Origin of the sequence: Nocardioides sp. NPDC023903 (assembly GCF_040639295.1) — a bacterium.
Taxonomy (GTDB): Bacteria; Actinomycetota; Actinomycetes; order Propionibacteriales; family Nocardioidaceae; genus Nocardioides.
Window position 1 is genome coordinate 91,334 of sequence record NZ_JBEZZS010000014.1, and the last position, 20,221, is coordinate 111,554.

Genomic DNA, 20,221 nt, shown 5'->3' on the forward strand with positions numbered 1-20,221 from the left:
ATGACCGCCGTGACCGACGCCGAGTTCGACTCGACCGTTCTGAAGTCCGACAAGCCCGTCCTGGTCGACTTCTGGGCCGAGTGGTGCGGCCCGTGCCGTCAGGTCTCCCCGATCCTCGAGGAGCTCGCCGGCGAGCACGGTGACAAGGTCACCTTCACCAAGATGAACGTCGACGAGAACCCGGTCACCCCCTCCACCTACCGCGTGACCGGCATCCCGACCATCAACGTCTACCAGGGCGGCGAGGTCGTGAAGTCCATCGTCGGCGCCAAGCCGAAGGCCGCGCTCCTCAAGGAGCTGCAGGAGTTCATCGGCTGACACCAACTGTCACACGATGGCCCGCCACCCGTTGGGGTGGCGGGCCATCGTCATTTCGCCGAGACGTCACTTGCGTCGGCCGAGACGTCAGTTGTGGCGGGCGAGTTGGCACTAGTGGTGGCCGAGATTGCAGTTCTGGTGGTCTCGACAGGCTCGACCACCGGGTGGGTTCGTGGTCTCGACAGGCTCGACCACCGCACGTTTCACGGGAAACATTCACTCGCCGTCGCGGTGCAGCTCGGTGGAGGCCGGGGACGGGTGGCTGCGTGGACGTACGACCTCCCGCAGCCGCTCCCAGGCCGACTCGAAGTCGTCGATCCAGGTGACGGTCTGCTTCAGGTCCATCCGCATCCGCGGCACGGTGGGGTGGTCTCGGTGGGTCTTGAACCCGACCCGGCCCAGGAAGTCGGCCGGGGCAGCACAGCGCCGACCGTGGATCCCGCTCAGCGGCCCCACGTCGCCGAAGGCCTCGATCGCCCGGAACTGACCGCGTTGGACCAGGTCACGGGCCATTCCCTGCACCAGCATGCGGCCGATCCCGCCACCGGCGCGACGCGGGTCGATCCACACCGTGGTCATCAGGACGGCATCGGCGGAGACCGGTCCGGACGGGAACGAGGCGACCCGTGGGACGAAGACCGGCGGCGCGTAGAGCACGAATCCTGCCGGCGTACCGTCCACCACGGCCACGCGTCCGCACGAGCCCCATTCGCGGAGCACCTCGGAGATCCACGCCTCCTTGACCCCGATCGTCTCCGAGGAGTCGACGCGGCGATGACCGACGGGGTCGCGCTCCCAGAACAGGCAGGCGCGGCACGGCGCCGGGACCTCGGCGAAGAGATCCAGCGTCAGGGGCAGGATGCGGCGTGCCATGTCTCACCATTGATCCTGGGTTAAGGGTCTGTCACCAGCGTATGCGATCCTTCATGATGGTGACACCATGACTGATCTTCCCCAGCGCGCAACATCATCCCGCCTCGACCCGTACGCGGACCGGTACGCCGCGCGCACGGCAGGCATGACGGTCTCGGAGGTCCGGGCCCTCTTCGCCGTGGCAGCCAGGCCCGAGGTGGTCTCGCTCGCAGGCGGCATGCCCAACATCTCCAGCCTCCCGCTGGACGTGGTCGGCGACTCGATCAAGGACCTCATCCTGACCCAGGGGCCGACCGCGCTGCAGTACGGCGGTGGCCAGGGCGATCCCGTCCTGCGTGAGCAGATCTGCGAGGTCATGCGCCTGGAGGGCATCGAGGCCCACCCCGACGACGTCGTCGTCACCGTCGGCTCCCAGCAGGCCGTCGACCTGGTCACCCGCGTCTTCTGCGACCCCGGCGACGTGGTGATCTGCGAGGCCCCCTCGTACGTCGGGGCACTTGGTGTCTTCAAGGGCTACCAGTGCGACATCGTGCACGCCGAGGTCGACGCCAGCGGCCTGATCCCGAGCGCGCTCGAGCAGGCGATCGTCGCCACCAAGGCTTCCGGCCGCAAGGTGAAGTTCCTCTACACGATCCCGAACTTCCAGAACCCGACCGGCGTCACCATGACGCCCGAGCGCCGCACCGAGATCCTCGAGATCTGCCGGCGCCACGACATCCTGGTCCTCGAGGACAATCCGTACGGCCTCCTGGGCTTCGACGACGAGCCCCGCCCGGCAATGCGCGCCCAGGACCCGGGTGTCATCTACCTCGGCTCCTTCTCCAAGACGTTCTCCCCCGGCCTTCGAGTCGGCTGGGCACTGGCGCCCTCCGCGATCCGCGAGAAGCTGGTCCTCGCCCAGGAGTCCGCGACGCTCTGTCCGCCGCCGTTCAACCAGATGGCCGTCTCCGCCTACCTCTCGAACCACGACTGGCAGGGCCAGATCAAGCAGATGCGGGAGATGTACCGCGAGCGCCGCGACGCCATGCTCGACGCGCTCGAGGCCTACATGCCCGCGGCCTGCACGTGGACCAAGCCCGACGGCGGCTTCTTCGTCTGGCTGACGCTCCCCTCCGGCATCGACAGCAAGGCGATGCTGCCGCGCGCGGTCACCTCGCGAGTGGCATTCGTCCCCGGCACCGGCTTCTTCGCTGACGGCTTCGGAGCCTCCTCGATGCGGATCTCCTACTGCTATCCCACCCCGGAGCGGATCCGAGAAGGCGTACGTCGCCTGGCGGGTGTCATCGAGGCCGAGATGGAACTCCTGGAGACGTTCGGTGCCACCGGCCCCATCCCCGGCCTCCCCATCCGCGGCGCCGAGCACCCCTCGACGAACACGCAGTAGTTCAGTCGCCGGTGGTCGAGCCTGTCGAGACCACCCGTCTGCTCACAGGGTCATCTCGACAGGCTCGATGACCGGACGTCACCGGTGGTCGAGCCTGTCGAGACCACCCGTCTCGCTACCGCCGTCATCTCGACAAGCTCGATGACCGGACGTCACCGGTGGTCGAGCCTGTCGAGACCACCCGTCTCGCTACCGCCGTCATCTCGACAAGCTCGATGACCGGGCACTCCCGGTGGTCGAGCTTGTCGAGACCACCGTGTCCTGGCGCAAGGTCATCTCGACAGGCTCGATGACCCCGATGAACCGGCTAGAAATCTATTTGTCGACAAAGCGCTTTAGCGCTTAATGCCTAAATGGATTCGTCGGGGGCGGGCGACATCAGCTCGACGATCCGGCGAAGGTCGTCCAGCGTGGCGAACTCGACGGTGATCTTTCCCTTGGAGCGCCCCAGATCGACCTTGACCCGGGTGTCGAAGCGGTCCGAGAGCTTGTCGGAGATCTCCTTGAGCCCAGGAGCAGTCGGCTTGGCTCGCCGCACGCGCGGCGTGGCGAAGGCGTCGCCCTCAGGATCGCCCAGGGCGACGATCTCCTCGAGGCCGCGTACGGAGATGCCCTCCGCGACCACCTTCTGAGCGAGCTTGTCCTGCTGCGCCTCGCCGTCGACCGCGAGCAGCGCTCGGGCGTGACCGGCCGAGAGCACGCCGGCGGCGACCCGGCGCTGGACCGACGGGGACAGCTTCAGGAGCCGGATCGTGTTGGAGATCTGCGGCCGCGACCGACCGATCCGCTGGGCCAGCTCGTCGTGGGTGCACTCGAAGTCGTTGAGCAGCTGCTGGTAGGCGGCCGCCTCTTCGAGGGGGTTCAGCTGGGAGCGGTGCAGGTTCTCCAGGAGCGCGTCCCGGAGCATGTCGGTGTCGTCGGTCTCGCGGACGATCGCGGGGATGACATCGAGGCCGGCCTGCTGGGTGGCGCGCCACCGGCGCTCGCCCATGACCAGCTCGTAGGAGTCGGCCGCCACTTTCCGGACGACGATCGGCTGCAGAAGGCCGATTTCGTTGATCGAATGGACCAGTTCGGCCATCGCATCCTCGTCGAAGACCTGACGAGGCTGCACATGGTTGGGGTGGATCTGAGTGACCGGCAGCTCGGCGAAATATGCGCCGTCGACGGGCGCCAGATCCGAATTCTCGATCTGGCGGCCTTCCGCCGAGTCGGTGGACCTGGGGTCCACGGATGGGCCAGAAGTCGCTCCAGCGGAAAGGTCCGAATGCCGGACGTCCAGCTGGACAGAAGTGCTGTCCGCCGACCCGTTTCCGCCAGCTGGCGGAGCGGTCGGGATCAGCGAGCCCAGACCTCGTCCGAGGCCACGCTTCGGCGGCTGCTTACTCATTTCTGTGTCCCCCATTGTCAGTTCCGTGCTGCATGATGGTGATCTCGACAAGCTCGATCACCTCAGTGCTCGCTCTGTTTGGCGAGCTCCTTAGCCGCCTCGAGATAGCTCAGCGCACCCGGCGAGCCGGGGTCGTACGTCATCACCGTCTGCCCGAACGACGGCGCCTCGGACACGCGCACGGCGCGGGGGATGAACGTGCGCATGACCGTGTCGCCGAAGTGCTCGCGCACCTCCTCGGCGACCTGCGACGCGAGGCGGGTGCGGGCGTCGTACATCGTGATCAGCATCGAGGAGACCTTGAGCGTCGGGTTCAATGCGGCACGCACCATCTCGACGGTCTTGAGGAGCTGACCCAGACCCTCCAGCGCGTAGTACTCCGCCTGGATCGGGATCATCACCTCGGTGCTCGCGACGAGCGCGTTGACCGTGAGCAGGCCCAGCGACGGCGGGCAGTCGATGAGGACGTAGTCCCATCGGTCCTCCGAGTTCCCCACACGGGGAGACCTCGCCAGCGCCTCCTTCAGACGCTGCTCACGTCCGCCCTCCTCGACGAGCTCGACCTCGGCGCCGGCCAGGTCGATGGTCGCCGGCACCAGCTCGAGGCCCTCGAGCTTCGGGACCGGCACCACGACGTTCTCGAGCGGGGCCCCCTCGACCAGGACCTCGTACGTCCCCGGGGTGCCCTGGAAGTGGTCCACGTCGAACGCCGTGCAGGCGTTGCCCTGCGGGTCGAGGTCGATGACCAGAACCTTCTGGCCGAGCTGGGCCAGAGCCGCGGCGATGTTCACCGTCGAGGTGGTCTTGCCGACGCCGCCCTTCTGGTTGGCGGAGACGATCACGCGCGTGCTCGCCGGGCGCGGCAGCGGCGGCCGGTTGCCCGCCGCGCCACGCGCCAGGAGCGTGTGCTCGGCAGCGGCTGCCAGCGGCGTCGCCTCTGTGGCGTAGTCGTTCTCGAAGGACGCGATGTCCCCGGCCGTACGGAGCCTGATCGACACCGGTTCGTCGGTTTCACGTGAAACGGCGTTCTGAGCGCTCTCGTCGTCGTACGGCATGTTTCCTCATCCTCATCGTTCGGTCATCGAGCTTGTCGAGATGACGTCTCGCGCCCGAAATCTCGTGGTCTCGACAAGCTCGACCACCTTCAGCGGCGGCGCTTCTTCTTTCGAGACCCGCCCTTGGGCCCCTTCTGGCCGCCCTTCGGGACCGGCGGCCAATCTACCCGTGCGGGATCCGACCAAACCACCCGAACCGCGACAGTTGTCGTCTCCAAAACGCCTACACCGAGCTCGGAGACCGTCGGCGGCGCGCATCCCCACTTCTTCAGCGCCGGATCGGCCTCGTCGATCTCCGCCTCGATGCTCGACCCCTTCATCGCGACGAGCGCTCCGGTGGGGACGACCAACGGCATCGACCAGTCGAGCAACTTCCCCAGGCCGGCGACGGCTCGCGAGGTCACCACATCGAACCCGAGCTCGCCATGGAAGGCATCCGCCCTCCCCCGCAGCACCGACACGTTCTCGAGCCCGAGATCCTCGGCGACCTCCTCGAGAAAGGTCGTACGCCGCAGCAACGGCTCGATCAGCGTGATCTGCAGATCCGGGCGGGCGATCGCGAGGACCAAGCCGGGGAGTCCAGCACCAGACCCGATGTCCGCCACCGCGACGCCCTCAGGGATCACCTCCCCCAGCACGGCGCAGTTGAGGATGTGCCGATCCCACAGCCGCGGAACCTCCCGCGGCCCGATCAGACCCCGCACGACCCCCGCGTCAGCCAGCCAGGCGGCGTACCTCTCGGCGAGCTCGAGCCGATCAGCCGGAAACACCTTCTCCGCCCGAGGGTCGACCTCCCCCAGACCACCCAAGTCCCCACGTTCCTCGCTCACACACAAACTGTTTCACGTGAAACGCACAACCAAGAACTCCCGGTGGTCGAGCCTCGCGAGACGTCATCTCGACAAGCTCGATGACCTACACCGGTGGTCGAGCCTGTCGAGACCACCACCCCACCGGTGGTCGAGCCTGTCGAGACCACGACGCCGTTGAACAGCGAGGTCTCGACAAGCTCGACCTCCAGAACGAACCGAGGTCTCGACAAGCTCTAGTTCCGGGACTGTCGGTGGTCGCGCTCATGATGAGGACATGGCTTACACATACATGCTTCTCTGCTCCGACCGAACTCTCTACGTCGGCAGCACGACAGACCTCGAACGCCGCCTCACCGAGCACCGCGTCGGCCTCGGTTCGGAGTACACCCGACATCGCCTCCCCGTGGAGTTGGTCTGGTACGAGCAGTACGACAACGTCGAGCATGCGTTCATGCGGGAGAAGCAGATCCAGAACTGGGGTCGAGCGAAGCGTCTCGCGCTCATCAGAGGGCAGCTCGGCGAACTTCCACGCCTCGCCAACACATCGACGACTCCACACCCCTGACCCACTCAGCAGGAAAGGTCATCTCGACAAGCTCGATGACCGGACTCCGATGGTCGAGCTTGTCGAGACCACCGCATGTACGTCCGTGCGACGTAGGCGACCCGGTGGTCGAGCCTGTCGAGACCACCAAGCCCCTCCCCACACGAGGTCATCTCGACAAGCTCGATGACCGGGACACGGTGGTCGAGCTTGTCGAGACCACCGAACCTCGTCCACACCACGTCATCTCGACGGGCTCGATGACCGACCGAATCTGCTCGCCGGGACGGCGTGATCTCGACAGGATCGACCACCCGTTTCACGTGAAACACACCCCGTTGAAGGCGCCCAGAAGAACGTCAGCCCAACGAATCCGCGGAAGGGTTCGTAAAGGCGTCGTACGGGCGTGGGGTGCGCTAAAGTCCGCGGGCAGCCTCGTGAATCTGATGCAACCGCGCACGCTGCTCGAACGTCTTAGTCGTAGAACGTCGCACTCGGGGTGCGACTCCAGCGGCCCGTGCGACCGGGCCACCATCCATGACCCACGGAGCTGATGTGAACGTCCGTAGAACCCCGGTGGCGATCTTCCTCACCACCATCCTCGCCTTGGGATTCTCCCTGGGCTCGATCGCGGCGCCGAGCAGCGCCCAGGCCACTGCACCGTCGACCTCCGTCGGGCAGATCGGACTGCACACGGCGTACACCGTCCTCTACCAGCAGGGCTCGACCGGCCTCGGGGTGCGCAAGATCCAGGCGCGCCTCAAGGAGCGGAGCATCTACAGCGGCCGGGTCACTGGCAACTACGGCTCGAAGACGACAGGCGCCGTGAAGGTCTTCCAGCGCAACCAGCGTCTGGCGATCACCGGCAAGGTCAACCAGCGCACGCTCGACCGGCTCCGCTCGCTGACGAGCACGCCGACCGACGCGGCGCTCTACAACCTCGACCGTCGTTGCCTCACCGGCCGTGTGCTCTGCGTCGACAAGACCGACCGCCGGATGCGTTATGTACGCGGCGGCAACATCGTCCGGGCGATGGACGCCCGCTTCGGCTGCTCGGACACGAAGACCCGCGAAGGCGCGTTCAAGGTCTACCGGAAGAGCCGCAACCACGTCTCCTCGATCTACCACACGCCGATGCCGTACGCGATGTTCTTCAACGGCGGCCAGGCGGTGCACTACTCGTCGGACTTCGCCGCCCGCGGCTACAACGGCTGCTCCCACGGCTGCGTGAACGTCCGCAACAAGTCGTCCATCGCGTGGGTCTTCGACCAGATCCGCATCGGTGACCGGGTCGTCGTCTACTGGTCCTAGGCTCACCGCCTGTTCCACGTGAAACACAAAGAGATCGCCCCTCGTGCCACACGGCACGAGGGGCGATCTCTTTGTCTCAGCGTCACTCAGGCAGGACAACCACGTAACGCCGCGGCTCAACACCCGAGGACTCCGAGGTGAGCCCGGCGGCGGCGACGGCGTCGTGGACGACCTTCCGCTCGAAGGGCGACATCGGCTTGAGCGAGACCGGAGCACCGGACTCCTGGACCTTCGCGACGGTCTCCTCGGCGAGCGCCATGAGCGTCGAGCGACGGTCGGCACGGTAGCCACCGACGTCGAGCATCAGGCGGGACCGCTCGCCGGTCTCGCGGTAGACCGCGAGCCGGGTCAGCTCCTGGAGCGCGTCCAGGACCTCGCCGTGGCGGCCGACCAGCTGCTGCAGGTCGCCACCGACGATCGAGACGGCCGCACGGTCGCCCTCGACGTCCATGTCGAGGTCTCCATCGAGGTCGGCGATGTCGAGGAGCTCCTCGAGGTAGTCAGCCGCGATGTCACCTTCCTGCTCGAGCTGCTTGAGGCGCGTCTCTTCGCTGACCTCCTCCACAGGCTCGGTCTCGGTCTCGCTCACATCCTGAGTCGTCACTTGGTTCCCCCATCCTTCTGGGTCGTGGAGCGACCGGCGCTCGTGCCGGCCTTCTTCCGCTGGCTCCTGGTCTGGCTCTTGGGCTGGGTGCGCTTCGCAGGCCGCTTCTCGGCCGCCGCCTCGTTGGCCTCGGCGATGTCGATCTCCGCGTCGGGCAGACCCTTCTTGCGGCGCTTCTCCCGCTCGCGCTCCTGCTTGGCGTCGAACGCCGGCGTCCCCGGTGCGGGGTTGTTGCGGATCACGTAGAACTGCTGGCCCATCGTCCACAGGTTGGAGGAGGTCCAGTAGAGGATCGTTCCGACCGGGAAGGCGATACCACCGACGGCGAACACGACGGGCAGCACGTAGAGCAGCAGCTTCTGCTGCTGGGCGTACTGACCGGTCATGGCGTCGGCCGGCATGTTCTTCGACATCAGCTGGCGCTGGGTCAGGAAGGTGGTCGCGATCATCGCCACGACCAGGAACCCGGTGAGGAAGTACGTGCTCATGTGGTCGGCCGTCGTGAACTGGTCCGAGAGCAGCGAGCCGAGCCAGGTCGACGTCGCGAACTCGTGCGCGGCGGCGTCGCTCAGGAAGCCCTTGCCGACACCGTCCGAGGCGTGCTCGAGCATGCGGAACAGCACGAAGAAGATCGGCATCTGCAGCAACAGCGGCAGGCAGGACGCGAACGGGTTGGTGCCCGAGTCCTTGTAGAGCTTCATCGTCTCGTTGGCGAGCTTCTCGCGGTCGTGACCGTACTTCTTCTGCAGCTCCTTGACCTTCGGCTGCAGCAGCTGCATGTTGCGGCTGGAGTTGATCTGCTTCACGAACAGCGGGATCAGCAGCGCGCGGATGGTCACGGTCAGGCCGACGATGGCCAGGGCCCACTGCCAACCTTCAGACGGAATGACGTACGAGAACGCCTTCTGCCAGACGAGCAGGATGCCCGAGATGGCGTAATACAGCGGTGTTGCGATCCATCCGAACAGATCGCCTATGGCTCCCACGGAATCAGGCTCCTCGGTTTGGGGAGTCCGCGCTTACACGGACCAGGTCAGGGGTTTTGGTCGGTACGGGATCGAAGCCCCGGGTCTTGGCCCAGGGGACGCAACGGGCCAGACGGCGCGCCGTCAGCCAGCTCCCGCGCCAGGGGCCGTGAGTCTTGACGGCCTCGAGCCCGTACGCCGAGCACGACGGGTAGTAGCGGCACACATCGCCGTAGAGCGGACTGATCAGAGTCCGCCACACGTGAAGCAGTCCGATCAGGACGGACGCGACCAGGAGGTTGATCTTGTCGAGACCGCCACGTACGACGCGGACCGCAGTACTCATCGGAGCACTCGCTCCAGGCAGCGCCGCAGATCGGCGCCCAGGGCGTCGTAGTCTGCCTCGGCTGCAGCAGGAAGCGCACGGACCACAAGCACAGCAGAGCCCGGGAGTCCGCTCAGGGACTCCCGGGCCTGGTGACGCAGTCTGCGCTTCACGCGATTCCGGACGACGGCCGGACCGACGGCCTTGCTCACCACGAAGCCCACCTGCGGCTCGCTCTCCCGGTCGGCAGCTGAGCCCGTTCCGGGGACGAGCAGGTGGACCACCAGGCTCTTCGAGCCCGCGCGCTTGCCCCGTCGTACTGCTTCTTTGAAGCCCGACGAATCGACCAGTCGGTGGCGACGTGGCAACACGCGCGTGGTGGCTGAGGCCGCGGCCTCAGACGGTCAGGCTCTTGCGACCCTTGCCGCGGCGCGCAGCGAGGATCGCGCGGCCGGCACGGGTGCGCATGCGCAGGCGGAAACCGTGCGTCTTGTGACGGCGGCGGTTGTTCGGCTGGTAAGTACGCTTGCTCACGGGTGCTTCCTTAGTTGTGTGGTGGCCGACATCGCTCTGCCGGCTGGTCTGATGGGGTCGCCCTCGGTGGTTCCAGGCGGGCCGTTTCAACAAACACCGCCCGTCCGCGCCCCGGCGACCGAGGCGTGGACATGCGGCGCCCGTAGATTCGACGGACCTAGTAACGGTACGTGGACGGCGAAACCAGGGTCAAACTCGCGCCCTATCACACAGCTGTGATTCGGCCTCCACCTGTGGAGGACGGGTTGCCCGTGACCCTCGCCAACCGGTAGTTTCGTCCTCTACCGAGGTTTCCCTGCACATCGTCAGGAGCATCGGCCGCATTCGGGGGGATGCCACGCAGGGAACTTGTTTTCCCGCCTGACCTGCCGAAACGGTCGGATTCTCGAGGACGGCGAAGTGTCTCGGTTGGTCTCCGATGCCTACATTCGGGGATGCTCCACAGCTTGTGGAAAAGTCTGTGGAGGATGTAGACCGGACCGCTGCATGAATCCAGGCTGCATCAATAAAGACCACCCACCCGAGCCATCAGGGAAGGCAGGAACCTGTGGAGCACTCCGGCCTCGCGCCAGAACCACAGCCAGATCTCCAGTCCGCATGGACGAAGGTGGTCGCCGAGCTTCCGCCGAACCAGCGCGCCTGGCTCCGGGACAGTGAGCCTCTCACTCTGCACGGGTCGACCGCGATCGTCGAGGTCCCCAACGACTTCACCCGCAACCAGATCGAAGGCCGCCTGCGCGGCTCCCTCGAGAGGTCGCTGGGCGAGATCTTCAATCGCGAGATCCGCATCGCGGTCACCGTGAACCCCGATCTCGACGTCACGCCGGATCCCGACACCCAGGCGATCATGATCTCCGAGCGCGAGATCGCCGCCGCGGACGCGGCCGCCGCAGCTGCCCTGCAGCAGCAGTCGCCCTTCCCGAACCAGTCGGCGTTCCCGCATCAGTCGGTCTACCCGCCCAACTCGCCCGGCCTGATCCCCGGCATCCCGCCGGCGACCGCGCCGCACGAGGATCCGGGCGCGCCCGCGGCCTACTCGGCGCCGCAGGCTCCCATCGCGCCGCCGCCCACTCAGCAGCCGGCTCCGCCCGCGGCTCGCGACGACGTACGTCCTGGATATGGCGACATGTCGACAAATGCCCCGGCGCCTCCGGTGGCCCCCGTCGAGGAGCCGGTTCCGCCGCGTCCGCTCGTCCCGGGTCCGCCCACGCGGGCGAGCGAGCCGAGCCACAACGTCCTCGAGACCCGGCTGAACCCGAAGTACACCTTCGAGACGTTCGTCATCGGCTCCTCCAACCGGTTCCCGCACGCGGCCGCGGTCGCGGTCAGCGAAGCGCCGGGCAAGGCTTACAACCCGCTGCTCGTCTACGGGGAGTCGGGTCTGGGCAAGACCCACCTGCTGCACGCGATCGGCCACTACGTGCGGAGTCTCTACTCCGGCGCGAAGGTGCGCTACGTCAGCTCGGAGGAGTTCACCAACGAGTTCATCAACGCGATCCGCGACGACCGGCAGGACCGGTTCAAACGGCGATACCGCGATGTCGACGTCCTGCTGATCGACGACATCCAGTTCTTGGAGGGGAAGACCCAGACTCAGGAGGAGTTCTTCCACACCTTCAACACGCTCCACAACGCCAACAAGCAGATCGTGCTCACCTCCGACCGCCCACCCAAGCGGCTCGAGGCGCTCGAGGACCGGCTGCGCAACCGGTTCGAGTGGGGTCTGATCACCGACGTCCAGCCGCCTGACATCGAGACCCGCATCGCGATCCTTCGGAAGAAGGCCGCCATGGAGCGCCTCACCGCGCCGCCGGACGTGCTCGAGTTCATCGCGAGCAAGATCCAGACCAACATCCGTGAGCTCGAGGGGGCGCTGATCCGAGTTACGGCGTTCGCCAACCTCAACCGGCAGGACGTCGATCTGACCCTGGCCGAGATCGTGCTCAAGGACCTGATCCCCGAGGGCGGCGAGCCCGAGATCACCGCCGGCCTGATCATCGCCCAGACTGCGGCGTACTTCGGACTGTCGATCGACGAGCTCACCGGGCCCTCGCGTGGGCGTCACCTCGTCATGGCCCGCCAGATCGCCATGTATCTGTGTCGCGAGCTCACCGAGGACTCCCTGCCCAAGATCGGCAAGCACTTCGGCGGCCGCGACCACACCACCGTCATGTACGCCGAGCGCAAGATCAACCAGCTCCTCGCCGAGCGTCGGGCCGTCTTCAACCAGGTCTCCGAGCTCACCAACCGCGTCAAGATGCAGGCCCGCCAGGCCTGACCGAACCAGCAGTCGTACGCGGCCGCCGCCCCTTCCGGGCCGGCGGCCGTTTCGCGTTTTGGGCTGTTCCGCGTTCTGAGATGGCGAAAACCCACAGGACGAGATTTCCCAAGTTGTCCACAGCCCACAGGCTGGGTGGAACCTGTGGAGAACCGGCCGTTCAAATGGGATGGAAAAGGGGATGGCCTGTGCACAAAACACTCGAACGGGCCCACAACTCTCCACAGCCCACAGTGACGTGCGTCATTTCAGCATGGCGTCCACACCCCCTGTGGAATCACATTTCCGGGCATGACCTGGGAAGACGCCAGTCATCCACATTTCCCACAGATGCTCTTACGACGTACGAAACTATTTACATCCAGGGATCCTCGGTGAAATTCCACGAACGCCCTTCCCTGGGGACAACCCACTCGGCGAGCTGAGTCCACAAGGACGCCTGTGCAGACCCGACACTGCTGAGCGCTTACCGGTTGTCGGCGGTCCGTGGCAGGATGCGTACTCCAGGTCATGTCAACGCGGGGGCGTTCCGGAACCGGTGTCGTCTCCCCAAAGGGTGGAGCACAGCCCGGACCGCATGTCCTCAAACGCCCCGATGTCGAGTTAGAAGAAGGACAGGTCATCGTGAAGTTCCGCGTCGACCGCGACGTGTTCGCGGATGCCGTCGCCTGGGCTGCCCGCAGCCTTCCGGTCCGCCCCAGCACCCCGGTGCTCTCAGGTCTGCTGATCGAGGCGGGTCACGAGGGCCTGGTGCTCTCGACATTCGACTACGAGACCTCCGCACGGGCGACGCTGTCGGCCGAGGTCGCCGACGAGGGCAAGGCACTGGTCTCGGGCAAGCTGCTCGCCGACATCTGCCGCAGCCTTCCGGCCAAGCCGGTCGAGATGGTCACCGACGGCGCCCGCGTCTCGCTCACCTGCGGGAGCGCGCGGTTCAGCCTCCAGACGATGCCGGTCGAGGACTACCCGACCCTGCCGGAGATGCCGACCGCGGCCGGCACGGTGAAGTCGGAGCTGTTCGCGCACGCCGTCGCCCAGGCCGTGACCGCAGCCGGTCGCGACGACATGCTTCCGGTGCTGACCGGAGTACGGCTCGAGATCGAGGGCTCCACGATCTCGCTGCTCGCCACCGACCGCTTCCGGCTCTCCCACCGCGAGCTCGAGTGGAACCCGGCGACACCCGACGAGAGCCTGGCCGCCCTGGTGCCGGCGAAGGTGCTCGGTGACACCGCCAAGTCGCTGACCAGCGGCAGCGAGGTCACCCTCGCGCTGTCCACCACCGGCACCGGCGAGGGCATCATCGGTTTCGAGGGCGCGGCCGCGGGTGGCGTACGCCGCACCACGACGCGCCTCCTCGACGGCGAGTTCCCGAAGGTGCGCAGCCTGTTCCCGGCCGAGCACCTCACCACCGCGCTGGTCGACAAGGCCTCCCTGATCGAGTCGGTCAAGCGCGTCGCCCTGGTCGCCGAGCGCAACACCGCGGTCCAGATGGTCTTCGAGGACGGCGTGCTCACCCTCGACGCCGGCTCCGGCGACGAGGCCCAGGCGTCCGAGTCGATCGAGGCGACCATGGAGGGCGAGGGACTGACCACCGGGTTCAACCCGCAGTTCCTCCTCGACGGGCTGCAGGCCATCGACCAGCAGGTCGTCGAGCTCGCCTTCACGCAGGCTCCGAAGCCCGTGGTGATCAGCGGCAAGCCGGCCGAGGGCGGCGAGGAGCCGGGGTTCCGCTACCTGCTGATGCCGCGGCGCCTGCTCTCCTGACCTTCTCCCCCTCACACCTCGCTCGTAGGGTGGTCTCGACAAGCTCGACCACCGGATCTGAAGGAACTCGCATGCACATCGGACTCGTCGGCCTCGGCAAGATGGGTGGCAACATGCGCACCCGGCTGCGGGAGGCAGGTCACACCGTCGTCGGATACGACCGCAACCCCGATCTCGCTGACGTGGCGAGCCTCGCGGAGCTGGTCGAGGCGCTGCCCAGCCCCAAGGTGGTCTGGGTGATGGTGCCGGCCGGTGACCCGACGCGTTCCACGATCGCCGAGCTCAAGGAGCTCCTCGGCGAGGGCGACCTGGTGGTCGACGGCGGCAACTCGAAGTACACCGACGACGCCAAGAACGCGGCCAGCCTGGCCGAGAACGGCATCGGCTTCGTCGACTGCGGTGTCTCCGGCGGCGTCTGGGGTCTGCAGAACGGCTACGCGCTGATGTACGGCGGCTCCGACGAGGACGCCGCCAAGGTGATGCCCGCCTTCGAGGCGCTCAAGCCGACCGGCACCGAGGACGGCCTGGTTCACTGCGGTGTCACGCCCGGCGCCGGCCACTTCTCCAAGATGGTTCACAACGGCATCGAGTACGCGATGATGCAGGCCTACGCCGAGGGCTGGGAGCTCCTCGACAAGGTCGACATCGTCGACAACGTCCCCGAGATCTTCGCCTCGTGGCGCACGGGCACCGTCGTACGTTCCTGGCTTCTCGATCTTCTCGTCGACCAGCTGCGTGCCGACGAGCACCTCGACAAGATCAAAGGCTACGCCGACGACTCGGGCGAGGGTCGCTGGACCGTCGAGGCAGCCATCGAGAACGCCGTCCCGATGCCGGCGATCTCGGCGTCGCTGTTCGCGCGGTTCGTCTCGCGCCAGGAGGACGACCACGCCATGAAGGCGATCGCTGCGATGCGCAACGGGTTCGGTGGGCACGCGGTGATCTCTGAGTCGGAGGCCTGAGTCCTCGGCTCGGGGCGGTGGTCTCGACAGGCTCGACCACCGGTTAGATGGCGGGGATGGCTCCGGTCATGGTGAGGATCAGGCGTACGGCGCCGTAGGCGACGAAGAGCGCGAAGGAGCCGAGAATGAACCGGCTTCGCACGAGCTTGTCGAGGTCGGCAGGGCGTCTCCGCGTCAGCCGGGCGCGGACTGAGACCACGGCCAGGACGATGATCGCCAGGATGAGCACCGGTCCGAACCAGTTGCTCGCCAGCGACGAGCCGATGTCGCCGTGCATCAGGTAGACCCACGACCGGGTCAGACCGCAGCCGGGGCAGGGCAGCCCGGTGAGAGCACGGAACGGGCAGAGCACCGGGCCGTCCTCGATGCCGCCGGCCGGCAAGAGCGCCGCGATCACGATCCCGCCGACGCCGATGGCGGCGGTGACCTCCGTGGAGCTCACCGCCGCAATGCGCTGATGCAGGTCAGGCGAGGGGTTTGCCGTCGGCATCCGGGAACTTTCGCACGATGACGAGGATGATGTCGATGATCGTCCAGATCCCGAAGCCACCACAGGTGATCAGCTTGAGGACGCCGAGGCCGATCTGTCCGACGTAGAACCGGTCGACGCCGAGCGAACCAAGGAAGATCGAGAGCAGCAGGGTGACGAGCCACTCGCGGCTCGAGAAGACCCCCGGGATCTGTTTCACGGGAAACCACTGCTGGTCGGTGCCGAGGCTGGCCGGGGTGTCCGCCTTGATCTGGCCCGCGGCCGCCATCTGAGCGAGCTGCTGGACCGGGTACGGCCCGTGGACCTGGCCCATCACCGACAGATAGAAAGGTCCGGCCGGCTCGCTATAGGCGGGTTGCCCTGGAGGCGGGCCGTACGGGTTGGGAGACTGGGTCATGCAGGCACCTTAACGAGAGAGGAAACACGATGTACGTCTCACACCTCTCTCTTCATGACTTCCGTTCCTATTCGAGCGTCGAGGTCCCCCTCGACGCGGGCGTGACCGCCTTCGTCGGGCGCAACGGCCAGGGCAAGACCAATCTGGTCGAGGCGATCGACTACCTCTCCCGCCTGCAGTCCCACCGAGTCGCCACCGACGCACCGCTGGTCCGGGCCGGCGCCGAGCAGGCGGTCGTGCGCGCCGCCGTCGTACGTGACGGTCGCACCGCGACGCTCGAGGTCGAGATCAACGCCGGCCGCGCCAACAAGGCCCGGATCAACAAGAGCCCGCTCCCCCGCACCCGCGACCTTGTCGGCCTGGTCCGCACCGTCGTCTTCTCCCCCGAGGACCTGACCCTCGTCAAGGGCGACCCCTCCGACCGGCGGCGCTTCCTCGACGACCTGATGATCTTGCGCGCACCCCGCCTGGCAGGCGTACGCAGCGACTACGACCGCGTCCTCAAGCAGCGCAACTCGCTGCTGAAGACCGCCGGCCTCGCGCGCGGCTCCGCTCGCGAGGGTGCGCTCGCCACCTTGGCCGTCTGGGACGACCACCTCGCCGCCATCGGCGCCGAGATCCTCGCCCAGCGGCTCTCCCTGGTGGAGGCCTTGAAGCCGTACGTCGGCAAGGCCTACGAGACGGTCGCCCGCGGCGCGAGCCGCGACGACGCCGAGATCACCTACAAGTCGGTGGTCGAGGTGGTCGAGCCTGTCGAGACCACCACTCCCACCGTGGAGACCCTCCGCCAAGCGATCCTCTCCGAGCTCGCCCGACGCCAGAAGGACGAGCTCGACCGTGGGATCAGCCTGGTCGGCCCCCACCGTGACGATCTGCTGCTGTTCCTCGGCCACGGTGCCGGCGCCGAGCGCCTCCCGGTCAAGGGCTACGCCAGCCACGGCGAGTCCTGGTCCTTCGCGCTGGCGCTCCGGTTGGCGGCGTACGACCTGCTGCGCGCAGACGGCGACGACCCGATCCTGATCCTCGACGACGTCTTCGCCGAGCTCGACAGCCAGCGCCGGATCCAGCTGGCCGAGCTGGTCGCCGACGCCGAGCAGGTCCTGGTCACCGCGGCGGTCCCCGAGGACGTACCAGCCGCTCTCGCCGGTGCGCGCTACCACGTCAAGGCTGGCGAGGTGACCCGCGATGAGTGACGAGGACCCCCAGGTGGTCGAGCCTGTCGAGACCACCGCCGAAGGCGGTGAGGAAGAACCCGAAAAGCGCGCCGACGGCCTCGACCTGGCCCGTTCCCTGACCCGGGCAACAGCGAAGATGCCCGCGCCCAAGGCTGGGATGCGGAAGAAGCGGCGTACGCCGGACAACGCCACCCGCCGCGGCACGGTCTCCGGCGCCCGGCCCGATGACCGCGACCCTCAGATGATCGAATCGGTGGTGAGCCGGATGGTCAACGACCACGGCTGGGACACCTCGCTGCGCGTCCACGGCGTGATGGCCCGCTGGCCCGACATCGTCGGCGAGGAGATCGCCGACCACACCACCCCGGAGTCGTACGCCGACGGCAAGCTCTCCGTACGCACCGACTCCACCGCCTGGGCCACCCAGCTCAAGCTGCTGGCGCCCACCCTGGTGAAGCGTCTCAACGAGGAGCTGGGGCACGGCACCGTCCTTCTCATCGAGGTGCTCGGCCCTCATCTGCCCTCGTGGAAGAAGGGTCCCCGGGGCCTACGCGACGGCCGCGGGCCGCGCGACACCTACGGCTGAGAGCCCAGTCGAGAGCAGAGCGTGAACATGTGTTCGAGCCTCAGCGCGTGAGCCGCGATCTGCCGCTCTAAGCGCCCCGTGGACGTATAGGGACTCACCGAGCCCCCTGCTGGGGGCGCAGAGACACCGTCAGGAGACGTACAGACGCACATTTCGACGACAGTTCCCCCTCAGGAACGGCGGCATGCGTGGAATCCGGGGTTCTACGGGGTAATATAGGGATTGGGTCGATCGTCCTAGGTTTTAACCTCCCGGCGCTGGTCGGCCCGTTGCATGCCCGACCGACACCATGTCCGATTCCGGACCGAAATGACAGGTGGATCGCACCGGTGACCGCTGCCGACCAGACGACTCCTATGCCGGACGACAAGACCACAGACGGAGTCGAATACGACGCGTCTGCCATCCAGGTCCTCGAAGGACTCGAAGCGGTCCGCAAACGACCGGGTATGTACATCGGCTCGACGGGTGCCCGCGGCCTGCACCACCTGATCTGGGAGATCGTGGACAACGCGGTCGACGAGGCGCTCGCCGGCTACTGCGACACCATCAAGGTGACGCTCCGTGACGACGGCTGGGTGAGCGTCTCCGACAACGGCCGAGGCATCCCGACCGACACCGCGGCCGGCCAGGAGATCCCCGCCGCGACGCTGGCGCTGACCGTGCTGCACGCTGGCGGCAAGTTCGGCGGCGGCGGCTACAAGGTCTCCGGCGGTCTGCACGGCGTCGGCTCCTCCGTGGTGAACGCGCTCTCGACCAACCTCCACATGGAGATCAAGAACCGGGGCCGCCTGTGGGAGCAGGAGTTCACCAGCGGCGTACCCGACTACGACCTGCGCGAGGTACGTGAGCTCGAGGAGGGCGAGCGCACCGGCACCACGATCTCGTGGAACGCCTCGAGCGAGATCTTCGAGTCGACCGACTACAACCTCGAGACCATCTCGAGCCACTTCCGTGAGACCGCCTTCCTCAACAAGGGGCTGCGGATCGAGCTGCGTGACGAGCGTCCGGAGGCCTCCGCCATCGCCGAGGCCGTCGAGGACGGCACGAGCGAGTCCGACACCGACAGCGCCGACGAGCTGCACAGCTCCGGCAACGGCGAGCGGGTGCTGGAGCAGTCCTTCTACTACGAGCGCGGTCTGGCCGACTACGTCGACCACCTCAACAAGCGCAAGACTCCGGTCTCCAGCATCATCGCCTTCGAGACCGACACCGACGAGAAGGCGCCCAACCCGATGAGCGTCGAGATCGCCATGCAGTGGCAGGCGTCCTCCTACAACGAGTCGGTCCACACCTTCGCCAACACGGTCAACACCCCCGGCGGCGGCACCCACGAGGAGGGCTTCCGCGCCGCGCTCACCACCCTGATCAACCGCTGGGGCGAGGAGTGGGGCCAGATCAAGAAGAAGGAGGACCGGCTCACCGGTGACGACATCCGGGAGGGTCTCACCGCGATCATCTCGGTGAAGATCAGCGAGCCGCAGTTCGAGGGCCAGACCAAGGACAAGCTCGGCAACACCGAGGTCAAGGGCTTCGTGCAGGGCGCGGTCAACGACCAGCTCGGTGCCTGGCTGGAGCAGAACCCGGCCGAGGGCAAGGAGATCATCCGCAAGTCGATGGCCGCGGCCTCCGCCCGGATCGCGGCCCGCAAGGCCCGTGACCTGGCCCGCAACCGCAAGGGCATCGGCGGCGGTGGCGGTCTGCCCGGCAAGCTCGCCGACTGCCAGTCGACCAACCCCGAAGAGTGCGAGATCTTCGTCGTCGAGGGTGACTCCGCGGGTGGCTCGGCCAAGTCCGGCCGCGACCCACGCATCCAGGCGATCCTCCCGATCCGAGGCAAGATCCTCAACGTCGAGAAGGCCCGGATCGACAAGGTGCTGGCCAACCAGGAGGTCCAGTCGATCATCTCCGCGCTGGGCACCGGCGTGCACGACGACTTCGACATCAACCGGCTGCGCTACCACAAGATCGTGATGATGGCCGACGCCGACGTCGACGGCCACCACATCAACACGCTGCTGCTGACGCTGCTGTTCCGGTTCATGAAGCCGCTGATCGAGCAGGGTTACGTCTACCTCGCCCAGCCGCCGCTCTACCGCCTGCGTTGGAACAAGCCGGCCGAGCACGAGTTCGTCTACTCCGACTCCGAGCGCGACGCGCTCATGCGCGACGGTCTCGAGCAGGGCAAGAAGCTGCCCAAGGAGAACGCGGTCCAGCGCTACAAGGGTCTGGGCGAGATGAACGCCGACGAGCTGTGGGAGACCACGATGGACCCGTCGCAGCGACTGCTGCTCCAGGTCACCCTCGAGGACGCCGCTCACGCCGACGAGATCTTCTCCATCCTGATGGGTGAGGACGTCGCCGAGCGACGCTCCTTCATCCAGCGCAATGCCAAGGACGTCCGATTCCTCGATATCTGAGTCTCGCCGAGGCCTTAGATACCGATAGACGCAT

At 66.9% G+C, this 20,221-nt stretch carries 21 protein-coding genes; 10 read left to right on the forward strand and 11 right to left on the reverse strand.

Features of this window, described 5'->3' with window-relative positions:
• The gene (gene trxA / locus AB0F44_RS16405) at nucleotides 1–318 is read left to right on the forward strand and encodes a thioredoxin (protein ID WP_176883721.1); all 318 of its coding nucleotides are present in this window, start codon (nucleotides 1–3) and stop codon (nucleotides 316–318) included.
• Between the two features lie 216 nt (nucleotides 319–534).
• Here trxA and AB0F44_RS16410 read toward each other — a convergent pair whose 3' ends face one another.
• A complete protein-coding gene (locus AB0F44_RS16410) occupies nucleotides 535–1,191 on the reverse strand; it encodes a GNAT family N-acetyltransferase (protein WP_350665373.1) in 657 nt (218 codons plus the stop codon).
• A 67-nt stretch (nucleotides 1,192–1,258) separates the two neighbouring features.
• Here AB0F44_RS16410 and AB0F44_RS16415 point away from each other — a divergent pair, with 67 nt between their 5' ends.
• A complete protein-coding gene (locus tag AB0F44_RS16415) occupies nucleotides 1,259–2,575 on the forward strand; it encodes a PLP-dependent aminotransferase family protein (RefSeq protein WP_357357130.1) in 1,317 nt (438 codons plus the stop codon).
• Nucleotides 2,576–2,924: 349 nt separating this feature from the next.
• Here AB0F44_RS16415 and AB0F44_RS16420 read toward each other — a convergent pair whose 3' ends face one another.
• The 3 genes from AB0F44_RS16420 to rsmG form a co-directional block, all read right to left on the reverse strand.
• Nucleotides 2,925–3,965 carry a ParB/RepB/Spo0J family partition protein gene (locus tag AB0F44_RS16420; protein WP_357357132.1) on the reverse strand — a complete coding sequence of 347 codons (1,041 nt, stop codon included), beginning with the start codon at nucleotides 3,963–3,965 and terminating at the stop codon, nucleotides 2,925–2,927.
• A 62-nt stretch (nucleotides 3,966–4,027) separates the two neighbouring features.
• Nucleotides 4,028–5,020, reverse strand: coding sequence for a ParA family protein (locus tag AB0F44_RS16425; protein ID WP_357357134.1), 993 nt, complete (start codon nucleotides 5,018–5,020; stop codon nucleotides 4,028–4,030).
• Nucleotides 5,021–5,109: 89 nt separating this feature from the next.
• Nucleotides 5,110–5,850, reverse strand: a complete 741-nt coding sequence (gene rsmG, locus AB0F44_RS16430; RefSeq protein ID WP_357357136.1) for a 16S rRNA (guanine(527)-N(7))-methyltransferase RsmG — start codon at nucleotides 5,848–5,850, stop codon at nucleotides 5,110–5,112.
• A gap of 256 nt (nucleotides 5,851–6,106) precedes the next feature.
• Between rsmG and AB0F44_RS16435 the strand changes: the two genes are divergently transcribed.
• Entirely contained in the window at nucleotides 6,107–6,397 is a 291-nt protein-coding gene (locus tag AB0F44_RS16435) for a GIY-YIG nuclease family protein (protein ID WP_357357138.1), read from the forward strand.
• Nucleotides 6,398–6,931: 534 nt separating this feature from the next.
• Nucleotides 6,932–7,687 (forward strand): L,D-transpeptidase family protein, encoded by a 756-nt coding sequence (locus AB0F44_RS16440; protein WP_357357140.1) that lies wholly within the window; start codon nucleotides 6,932–6,934, stop codon nucleotides 7,685–7,687.
• 82 nt (nucleotides 7,688–7,769) lie between these two features.
• Here AB0F44_RS16440 and AB0F44_RS16445 read toward each other — a convergent pair whose 3' ends face one another.
• The 5 genes from AB0F44_RS16445 to rpmH are packed head-to-tail and all read right to left on the reverse strand — an operon-like array spanning nucleotide 7,770 to nucleotide 10,115.
• Entirely contained in the window at nucleotides 7,770–8,276 is a 507-nt protein-coding gene (locus tag AB0F44_RS16445) for a R3H domain-containing nucleic acid-binding protein (protein ID WP_357357193.1), read from the reverse strand.
• Nucleotides 8,277–8,287: 11 nt separating this feature from the next.
• Nucleotides 8,288–9,277 (reverse strand): membrane protein insertase YidC, encoded by a 990-nt coding sequence (yidC, locus tag AB0F44_RS16450; protein ID WP_357357141.1) that lies wholly within the window; start codon nucleotides 9,275–9,277, stop codon nucleotides 8,288–8,290.
• A 4-nt stretch (nucleotides 9,278–9,281) separates the two neighbouring features.
• Nucleotides 9,282–9,602 (reverse strand): membrane protein insertion efficiency factor YidD, encoded by a 321-nt coding sequence (gene yidD / locus AB0F44_RS16455; RefSeq protein WP_350665353.1) that lies wholly within the window; start codon nucleotides 9,600–9,602, stop codon nucleotides 9,282–9,284.
• Nucleotides 9,599–9,952: a ribonuclease P protein component gene (gene rnpA, locus AB0F44_RS16460; protein ID WP_350665350.1), complete on the reverse strand. Its 354-nt coding sequence runs from the start codon at nucleotides 9,950–9,952 to the stop codon at nucleotides 9,599–9,601. The genes yidD and rnpA overlap by 4 nt, the downstream gene beginning before the upstream one ends.
• Nucleotides 9,953–9,977: 25 nt before the next feature.
• Complete coding sequence (gene rpmH, locus AB0F44_RS16465; RefSeq protein ID WP_091044043.1) at nucleotides 9,978–10,115, reverse strand: 50S ribosomal protein L34; 138 nt, start codon at nucleotides 10,113–10,115, stop codon at nucleotides 9,978–9,980.
• Nucleotides 10,116–10,662: 547 nt separating this feature from the next.
• Between rpmH and dnaA the strand changes: the two genes are divergently transcribed.
• The 3 genes from dnaA to gnd all read left to right on the forward strand — a co-directional run bounded on the left by dnaA (nucleotide 10,663) and on the right by gnd (nucleotide 15,119).
• Nucleotides 10,663–12,393 carry a chromosomal replication initiator protein DnaA gene (dnaA, locus tag AB0F44_RS16470; protein WP_357357144.1) on the forward strand — a complete coding sequence of 577 codons (1,731 nt, stop codon included), beginning with the start codon at nucleotides 10,663–10,665 and terminating at the stop codon, nucleotides 12,391–12,393.
• A 624-nt stretch (nucleotides 12,394–13,017) separates the two neighbouring features.
• A complete protein-coding gene (dnaN, locus tag AB0F44_RS16475) occupies nucleotides 13,018–14,157 on the forward strand; it encodes a DNA polymerase III subunit beta (protein ID WP_357357146.1) in 1,140 nt (379 codons plus the stop codon).
• Nucleotides 14,158–14,186: 29 nt separating this feature from the next.
• Entirely contained in the window at nucleotides 14,187–15,119 is a 933-nt protein-coding gene (gene gnd, locus AB0F44_RS16480; RefSeq protein WP_350665344.1) for a phosphogluconate dehydrogenase (NAD(+)-dependent, decarboxylating), read from the forward strand.
• Nucleotides 15,120–15,162: 43 nt separating this feature from the next.
• Here gnd and AB0F44_RS16485 read toward each other — a convergent pair whose 3' ends face one another.
• Both AB0F44_RS16485 and AB0F44_RS16490 read right to left on the reverse strand, forming a co-directional pair.
• Nucleotides 15,163–15,561 carry a DUF2752 domain-containing protein gene (locus AB0F44_RS16485; protein ID WP_357357148.1) on the reverse strand — a complete coding sequence of 133 codons (399 nt, stop codon included), beginning with the start codon at nucleotides 15,559–15,561 and terminating at the stop codon, nucleotides 15,163–15,165.
• A gap of 22 nt (nucleotides 15,562–15,583) precedes the next feature.
• A complete protein-coding gene (locus tag AB0F44_RS16490) occupies nucleotides 15,584–16,006 on the reverse strand; it encodes an NINE protein (protein ID WP_350665339.1) in 423 nt (140 codons plus the stop codon).
• Between the two features lie 29 nt (nucleotides 16,007–16,035).
• Here AB0F44_RS16490 and recF point away from each other — a divergent pair, with 29 nt between their 5' ends.
• The 3 genes from recF to gyrB all read left to right on the forward strand — a co-directional run bounded on the left by recF (nucleotide 16,036) and on the right by gyrB (nucleotide 20,187).
• On the forward strand, nucleotides 16,036–17,199 hold the full coding sequence (gene recF, locus AB0F44_RS16495; RefSeq protein WP_357357150.1) for a DNA replication/repair protein RecF: 1,164 nt from the start codon (nucleotides 16,036–16,038) through the stop codon (nucleotides 17,197–17,199).
• Nucleotides 17,192–17,767: a DciA family protein gene (locus AB0F44_RS16500; protein WP_357357152.1), complete on the forward strand. Its 576-nt coding sequence runs from the start codon at nucleotides 17,192–17,194 to the stop codon at nucleotides 17,765–17,767. Before recF ends, AB0F44_RS16500 begins: the two co-directional genes overlap by 8 nt.
• Nucleotides 17,768–18,123: 356 nt before the next feature.
• Nucleotides 18,124–20,187, forward strand: coding sequence for a DNA topoisomerase (ATP-hydrolyzing) subunit B (gene gyrB / locus AB0F44_RS16505; RefSeq protein WP_357357195.1), 2,064 nt, complete (start codon nucleotides 18,124–18,126; stop codon nucleotides 20,185–20,187).
• The last annotated feature ends 34 nt before the right edge of the window (nucleotides 20,188–20,221 follow it).